General features: G+C 61.1%; 1 pseudogene. It reads left to right on the top strand.

Annotated features, from left to right (window positions below):
• Window positions 1–177: pseudogene (eno, locus tag B3520_RS13070) on the top strand (phosphopyruvate hydratase); the annotation flags it as partial.
• Window positions 178–208: the final 31 nt, after the last annotated feature.

Here is a 208-nt window from a genome sequence, read left to right as displayed (position 1 = left end):
GGTGAAACCGAAGACACCACCATTGCCGATCTGGCCGTGGCGACCGCAGCGGGTCAGATCAAGACCGGCTCTCTGTGTCGTTCCGACCGTGTGTCCAAGTACAACCGCCTGCTGCGCATCGAAGCGGAGCTGAATGGCTCGGCGCCGTACAAGGGCCGTGCGGAATTCAAGGCGTAAGAAGGTAAGGTTACGGCGGATGCGCTTCGCT

The sequence above is a fragment of the Marinimicrobium sp. UBA4509 genome (assembly GCF_002388575.1).
GTDB classification, from domain to species: Bacteria; Pseudomonadota; Gammaproteobacteria; order Pseudomonadales; family Cellvibrionaceae; genus Marinimicrobium; species Marinimicrobium koreense.
The sequence above is the reverse complement of the archived record's forward strand: the minus strand, read 5'-3'. Positions and strand labels throughout refer to the sequence as shown.